7 protein-coding genes are annotated in these 7,640 nt (G+C 39.8%); 6 read left to right on the top strand and 1 reads right to left on the bottom strand.

The window, feature by feature from the left end; translation table 11 throughout:
* A partial coding sequence (locus AC3LHT_RS06855) for a xylulokinase (RefSeq protein ID WP_488662382.1) occupies positions 1-932 on the bottom strand: 932 nt, incomplete at its 3' end.
* Positions 933-1,267: 335 nt separating this feature from the next.
* Here AC3LHT_RS06855 and AC3LHT_RS06850 point away from each other — a divergent pair.
* The 6 genes from AC3LHT_RS06850 to AC3LHT_RS06825 all read left to right on the top strand — a co-directional run.
* Positions 1,268-2,449, top strand: a complete 1,182-nt coding sequence (locus AC3LHT_RS06850) for an ROK family protein (RefSeq protein WP_488662381.1) — start codon at positions 1,268-1,270, stop codon at positions 2,447-2,449.
* 28 nt (positions 2,450-2,477) lie between these two features.
* Positions 2,478-3,662 carry a Gfo/Idh/MocA family protein gene (locus AC3LHT_RS06845; RefSeq protein ID WP_488662380.1) on the top strand — a complete coding sequence of 395 codons (1,185 nt, stop codon included), beginning with the start codon at positions 2,478-2,480 and terminating at the stop codon, positions 3,660-3,662.
* On the top strand, positions 3,662-4,648 hold the full coding sequence (locus AC3LHT_RS06840) for a sugar phosphate isomerase/epimerase family protein (protein ID WP_290646611.1): 987 nt from the start codon (positions 3,662-3,664) through the stop codon (positions 4,646-4,648). Before AC3LHT_RS06845 ends, AC3LHT_RS06840 begins: the two co-directional genes overlap by 1 nt.
* Positions 4,649-4,657: 9 nt before the next feature.
* On the top strand, positions 4,658-6,160 hold the full coding sequence (locus AC3LHT_RS06835) for a sugar ABC transporter ATP-binding protein (protein ID WP_488662379.1): 1,503 nt from the start codon (positions 4,658-4,660) through the stop codon (positions 6,158-6,160).
* A 1-nt stretch (position 6,161) separates the two neighbouring features.
* Positions 6,162-7,142: an ABC transporter permease gene (locus tag AC3LHT_RS06830; RefSeq protein WP_290646615.1), complete on the top strand. Its 981-nt coding sequence runs from the start codon at positions 6,162-6,164 to the stop codon at positions 7,140-7,142.
* Positions 7,143-7,178: 36 nt separating this feature from the next.
* The coding region (locus AC3LHT_RS06825; protein ID WP_488662378.1) for a substrate-binding domain-containing protein at positions 7,179-7,640 on the top strand (462 nt) is incomplete at its 3' end.

The following is a 7,640-nucleotide window of genomic DNA, read 5'->3' as shown; positions in this document are numbered from 1 at the left end:
GGCTTATCTATGGCAAATCTATCTAAAAACCAATTCAGTGAATTCGTGGCTGACAATATCACAGCCATATGATAGAAAACACCCTTTCTGACGTGATTGAATAAATGAACACCATGTTCAAAATCCATGATCGGCTTCTCAAGCACAGTAACCACTGTTCCAGAAGTGCCAACACTCACCATAGAATCCCCGGGGTTTTCAACACCACAGCCATAGGCTGCTGTCGCGTTATCAGCCCCACCTTGTACAACAAAAGTCTCAGATAATTCAGGCAATTCGGGAGCGGTTACTTTTCCAACTACTTCTCCTGAATCAATTATCGGCGGTAGAGTTTTTTCGTCAATATTCAAAATATCCATCATTTTCACATCATATTTTCCGGTAATTGGTGAATATATACTTGTTCCTGAAGCGTCAGAGGGCTCTGTGGTGATCTTCTTGGTTAATTTGAAGATTATATAGTCTTTCGGAAGCATAAAAGTGCACACTTTTTGGAATACCTCAGGCTCATTCTCTTTTAACCACAGTATTTTCGGAGCTGTAAATCCCGTTAAAATAGGATTACCTAAAGCTTTGATCACTTCTTTTTCCCCACCATATTTAAGAGTTAATTCCTGGCATTGTTTTGAGGTTCTTTGGTCGCACCATAAGATTGCAGGACGTAATATCTCACCTGAAGAATCAAGGACGACAATGCTATGCATTTGGCCACTGACAGCTAATGAAAAGATAGGTTCGTTTATCTCAGCAACAAGCATCTTTATTACTTTAACTGTTGCACTCCACCATTCACCGGGATCTTGCTCCATCCAACCGGGTTTTGGTGTTTGAAGGGATATCTGGATATTTTTTTTGGCAACAATATTGCCATTTATGTCCACTAAAATGCCTTTTACCGATGAAGTTCCGATGTCTATACCCGCATATAACATATTAATCCCCACCTATAATTCTTACTTCGGGCTCTCTTAATTAAAATAACCTTAACCTATGGCAAAACACAAACCTAGCTAAGAGTTATCTAAGGAGATAAGAAAAAATGAGGGGCGATTATCAATGCATATTATTAATTTATGTAATCCATCAATTATTGCTTTTGTTACTTGTAATTGCGTGTTTGCGAATATTATCATTAAATCCTTATAATTAGCTATAATGAGCTATAATAATTGTTAATGATTGATGATTGGTTTTCCGAAAAACAAATTTATTTACTATAATCAAAGCGATATTTGATTGAATACATCAACTAATGGCGGGTGAGTGAATGGTTAAAGTAAAGCAAAACCACAGAGAGCTGGCAAAAAACAACAGAAAGCTCGTTTTAAATCTCCTCAGGAGAGAAGCATCGACTAACAGAAGAACTCTGGCAAGACTTTCGGGATTGGATCCCAGTACAATAACAAAAATTATAAAGGAATTCATTAACCGAAACCTGTGTATCGAAACTCAACCAGAGATTTCCGGAAAGGTAGGAAGGAGAACGATTGGTTTGAAGCTCTCTAAAGATGCTTATAAATCAATCGTTGTGAGAGTTGGAGTTCAAGTCACAGAAGTTGCGATTGGGTACTTTGATGGGACAGTCGAACATGTTGACACAGTAAGAAGTGTGAGTAATATAAGTGAATTTATCGAAAAAATAAAGAAAACAATTTTTCCAATTATTGAGAAAATTAACGCTGATAGGTTTTTGGGAGTATCAATATCACTTCCTGGTATGGTTGACATAGAAAACAATTATATAATCGATGTCCCGCATCTTGGCTGGCGAGATATCAATCTTACAGACTATTTGGAAGGAGCTATTCCCGTTTTTATTGACAACGAGGCCAATCTATCGTTAATCGCCGAAAAATGGAAAAACTCTTTAATCAAGCCTGTTGAAAATGCGGTCTTTGTTTACCTTTCTGAGGGTATTGGCTGTGGGGTGATCGTAAATGGCCAAATTTATAGAGGGACATTTTTCAGCGCTGGTGAATTTGGTCATATGACCATAGACCATAACGGCAAGGAATGTTATTGTGGCAACAAAGGATGTTGGGAAACTTTAGCTTCTACTGAGGCTATAGTAAGAGAATACGAACGGAAATACTCAAAGCTCGAAGGTTCAAGCTATAACGATAAATTCATGGCGCTTGTAGAATTATCTAAGGTTAACGGTAAGGCGCTTTCATTGATCAAGAACGAAGAGGATTATTTAGCCATAGGTATAACGAACATTGTTAATACATTAAGCCCAGAATATGTGATATTAGGTGGCTGGGCTTCGATTTTGAGCGAAGACTCTATTGAACGCATAGAAAACAAAGTAAATAAAAGAATTCTTTATGCGGCAAAAAGCAAGATCAAAATAACAAAAAGCCTTATAGACAGTAAAGAGCAAGGTCTTGCTGCTGTAACAGGAGCGGCTTTGATGATTGTTGATAGAAATTTAGAAAAGATAGTATAAATACCACCAATTCCAAGGGGGGATATTAATGATAAAAGGTCATTTTTTTGAAGAAGGTAAAAAGCTTAAATACGGAATGGTTGGAGGTGGTCCGGGTTCATTTATAGGGCCAGTCCATCGAGCGGCTATTGCCATGAATGGGCAGGCTCAGATTGTAGCAGGATCATTTTCTCCCATTTACGATGAAACACTGATGACAGCTAAAGAACTTGGAATTTCAGAAGATAGGGCATATAGATCATATGAAGAAATGGCTGAAAAAGAGGCCCAACGTGATGATGGAATAGATTTCGTGTCCATAACTGTCCCTAATTATTTGCATTACAAAGTTGCAAAAGCTTTCCTGGAAAAAGGGATAAATATAGTATGTGAAAAGCCATTGTGTTTCACACCTGAAGAGGCAAAGGAACTAATGGAGCTGGCGGCAAAGAATGATGTTGAATTCATGGTCACCTATACTTACACAGGATACCCCATGGTCAGGGAGGCACGGAATATAGTTCAAAACAACACCTTAGGAAACATAAGGCTAATCATTGCTGAATATCCGCAAGGTTGGCTTGCTGAACCAATTGAAAAAGAAGGACAGACACAGGCTAGTTGGAGAACGGATCCCAAGTATGCCGGCATATCCAATTGCGTTGGAGATATTGGAACACACATAGAGAATCTTGCCCATTTTATAACAGATCTTGAAATTACCTCCCTGTCTGCAAGATTGGAAACTTTCGTTGAAGGTAGGAAACTCGACGATAATGCTTTCATATTACTAAAATATGAAAACGATGCGAGTGGAAGTTACTGGCCTTCACAGATAGCTATCGGAAATGAAAATAGTTTAAAAATAAGGATATATGGAACTGAGGGTTCTCTTGAGTGGGAACAGGAGCATCCCAATTTCCTGAAGTTATCAATGAAGGGTGAACCTCTCAAAATCTTGTCAAGGGGGAATGACTATCTTTCCAGTGCAGCGCAAATGTTTACAAGGTTACCTTCCGGGCACCCTGAAGGATATTTTGAGGCTTTTGCTAACCTATACAGAAGCTTCTGCAATAAACTATCTGCCAAAAAAGCCGGGGAAAAATCTGATGAGTTGTTCCCCACGGTTGTTGATGGAGCTCGTGGTGTGAAATTCGTTCACGACTGTGTTAACAGCAGTAATAAAGGCGGAGAATGGGTAGATGCTTCCTTTGAATTTGGAGGTGAATATTAATGCGCCCAGTCACAATCTTTACCGGTCAGTGGGCTGACCTGCCATTTGAAAAAATGTGTCAACTTGCTTCAGAATGGGGTTATGACGGTTTGGAAATAGCCTGTTGGGGTGACCATCTTGATCCCCAAAAGGCTGCCAGTGATGATGGCTATGTGAGGGAAAAGAAGGAAATACTCGAAAGATATAACTTGAATGTATGGGCAATTGGTAACCACCTAGCCGGGCAATTAGTGGGCAGCAGAAATACAAAGCGCTTTGAGGTATTCGCACCAAAGGAAACTCATGGGAACCCTGAAAAAATGAGACAATGGGCTATTGAAGAGATGAAAGCAACTGCCATTGCTGCAAGGGCTCTTGGAGCAGAAGTTGTAACAGGATTTATGGGTTCGACTATCTGGGAAGCCTGGTACTCTTTCCCTCCTGTTTCGGAAGAATTCATAAATGATGGGTTCAAATATGTGGCGGATCTCTGGGATCCAATACTGAAAGCATTTGAAGAAAATAACGTCAAATTTGCCTTAGAAGTGCACCCTACCGAAATTGCCTTTGATTATTACACTGCAGAAAAACTCCTAACTTACATCGACCGACCATCTTTCGGATTCAATTTTGATCCCAGTCATCTACATTGGCAAGGTGTAAAACCGCATCTCTTCATCTATGACTTTGCCGATAGAATTTTTCATGTGCATATGAAAGACGCCACAGTTAACCTCGATGGAAGAACTGGAATTCTTGGTTCACATATTACTTTCGGCGATCACAGAAGGGGCTGGAATTTTGTTTCTCTGGGACACGGTGATGTTGACTTTGAAAAGATAATCAGAGCATTGAACGATATTGGTTATACGGGCCCTTTATCAGTTGAATGGGAAGATTCAGGTATGGACAGGCTGCACGGAGCAAAAGAGGCACTGGAATTTGTGCGAAGGATAGACTTCCCAAAATCTCAACTGGCTTTTGATGATTCAATGAAAAATGATTGAGGTGAAACTGTGGATAATAACATCATCCTAAAGACAAAGGGGATTGCAAAGGAGTTTTCAGGTGTTAGAGTCTTAAATAACATAAATATAGAGATAAAATCAGGAGAGATTTTCGGAATTATAGGAGAAAATGGTGCTGGAAAATCCACCTTTGTCAAAATATTAACCGGGATTTACACTCCAACTGAAGGAAGAATCTATTTCAACGGGAAAGAAATCCAGCTTGAAACTCCTTTAGATGCGCGAAAAGCGGGGATAATTATGATTCCCCAGGAATTCAACCTTATAAACGATTTGAATGTCTACGAAAACATTTTTCTTGGCAATGAGAAAAAGAGAAGAGTTTTTTTAAACAGAAATGAAATGATTAGAAGAACAGAGGAGCTGCTGGCAGGACTCAAAGTAAACATCCCCGCTACTGCGAGAATAGATAAATTGAGTGTTGCGCAGAAACAAATGGTTGAAATCGCAAAGGCTCTTGCGTTTGATTCGAAATTGCTAATTCTTGATGAACCCACAACCGTCCTCACTCGGCGCGAAATAGACATACTTTTTGGAATCATGCGACAGTTGAAATCTCGAGGAGTCACAATGATATACATTTCCCACAAATTAAGTGAAGTCAAAGAAATATGTGATCGTGTAATGGTTCTTCGAGATGGCGAAATGATAACCATTGAAGATACAGATAACATTGACGAAAAAGAAATGGCCAGGAGCATGATTGGAAGAGAACTGTCGCAGATATTTCCTGAAAAAGTTGTCCCGAAAGAAAATACTGTTCTTCAAGTTGAGAACCTGAGCAGTGTTGATGGGTTTATTAAAGACGTTTCTTTTGACCTAAAAGAGGGCGAAATTCTTGGTTTTGCGGGGCTTGTAGGCGCAGGCAGGACGGAGCTTGCTGAGACACTAATAGGAATAAGGAAAAAGAAGCACGGGAAAATAATTATTAAGGGCAAAGAGTATAATATCAAAAACCCCGCTGATGCTTTGAAACATGGTATTGCTTATCTTTCAGAAGATAGACAGGGAATAGGCATATTGACAAACTTTGATATCCCTTCGAACATCACGCTTCCATCACTAAAACATTATTTGCGAGGAATTCTTATAAACAAAAGAAAGGAACATGAAAAAACCGCTCAGTACATCAAACGCTTTGATATCAAAGCAGCTTCTTTGAAATCCAAATTGGAATACCTGAGTGGTGGAAATCAGCAAAAGGTTTCCCTCGCAAAATCCTTGGACACTGGCCCTGAGATTTTCATCATAGATGAACCCACGAGAGGAATAGATGTTAATGCAAAAAGAGAGATCTATTTCTTTATTAACGAGCTTGTTCAAACCGGAATTTCCTGCATAGTAATCTCATCAGAAATGGAGGAAATCATAGGGCTTTGTAATAGAGTGGTTGTAATGCGGGAAGGAAAAATCACCGGAATTCTTGAGGGCGAACACATAAATGAAGAAGAGATAATGTTCCATGCCACCGGCTTGAAGGGAGTTGCTTAACATGCCATCAAAAAGCTTAATTAAGAAAATTGACTTTGAAAAATATGGTTCTTTGATCGCTTTTGTTGTGATATTTATTATTTCCTCTTTTGCAAGCCCATATTTCCTTCAGCTTCAAAATATTCTCAACATTTTAAGGCAAGTATCTTATACGGGAATAATAGCTCTGGGCATGACTTTTGTAATCATAGGCGGTGGTATTGATCTTTCGGTTGGTTCTATGACGGCACTTGTTGGAGGTATTTCAATTCTCTCACTGAATTCGGCGATGAACTTCTTCGGATATGGTTACTGGAATGAAATAATGGCAATTATTGTCGCTGTGATTGTGAGTATTGCCTTAGGCGCTGCCGCGGGGGCTCTCAATGGTGTTGCTATAACAAAAGGTAGAATAGCTCCTTTTATCGTAACTCTCGGTACAATGGCAATTTACAGATCTCTCGCCTTATATATAGGTAAAGCAGGTGTCTTCAGATCAAATAGTTATATGTATCCAGAACTTGGCATGGGTTATTTCCTTGGCGTACCTATACCTGTCTGGGTATTTTTCGGAATGGCGGTTCTGTTCCATATCATTTTGAACTGGACAAGATATGGGAGATATATCTGTGCCATTGGTTCAAACCAAAAAGTGGCGAGATATTCTGCAATAAAAGTAAATTTCGTTCGTTTTATATCCTATGTAATGGTAGGTGTAACTGTTGGTGTATCCGCTGTTTTCTTAACCTCAAGACTGAATTCTATAAGTTCCACGAATGGCGGTTCGGGATATGAACTTGATGCGATAGCTGCTGTGATTATTGGTGGCACCCCTATGACAGGAGGTAGCGGAACAATATTCGGAACGGTGATAGGCGCCATTATCCTCGGAATGATAAATAATATGCTTAACATGTTAGGCGTATCACCTTATTTACAGGGAACTGTAAAAGGTATAGTCATCATTGGTGCTGTATTAATACAGAGAAAAAGGTCCCAATAAACTTGCCCATTAGGGCTATTATGGAGGTGGGGAAACATGAAGCGTTTTTTAGTGGTGTTACTCGCGGTGTTACTAATCGCATCAATAGGCATGGCAAAAGACAAGATCAAGATTGGTGTATCAATCCCTTCTGCTGACCATGGGTGGACAGGAGGAATCGTCTGGTGGGCTCAAAAAGCAATAGCAGACTGGAAAGCAAAAGATCCAGATATAGAATTCTTCCTGGTGACAGCTGATTCACCCGCAAAACAGGTTGGAGACGTTGAAGATCTCATGGTGAAAGGTATCGATGCACTTGTTATTCTCGCCCATGATTCAGAACCCCTCACACCTATTGTAGAAAGAGTACATAACAAGGGAATACTCGTTGTATCAGTTGACAGAGGTCTTACAAAGCCTGTCGAAGATATCTACATCGCTGGTGACATCCCAGGGCTCGGAAAAGTTTCTGCTGAGTGGCTCGCCAAGGAACTCAATTACAGGGGTGACATCGTTGTT

It is taken from the genome of Kosmotoga sp. (genome assembly GCF_982836095.1).
The sequence above is the reverse complement of the archived record's forward strand: the minus strand, read 5'-3'. Positions and strand labels throughout refer to the sequence as shown.

Coding starts and splice junctions, on each gene's coding strand:
- AC3LHT_RS06850 (WP_488662381.1), top strand. CDS start 1,268: ATGGTTAAAGTAAAGCAAAACCACAGAGAGCTGGCAAAAAACAACAGA.
- AC3LHT_RS06845 (WP_488662380.1), top strand. CDS start 2,478: ATGATAAAAGGTCATTTTTTTGAAGAAGGTAAAAAGCTTAAATACGGA.
- AC3LHT_RS06840 (WP_290646611.1), top strand. CDS start 3,662: ATGCGCCCAGTCACAATCTTTACCGGTCAGTGGGCTGACCTGCCATTT.
- AC3LHT_RS06830 (WP_290646615.1), top strand. CDS start 6,162: ATGCCATCAAAAAGCTTAATTAAGAAAATTGACTTTGAAAAATATGGT.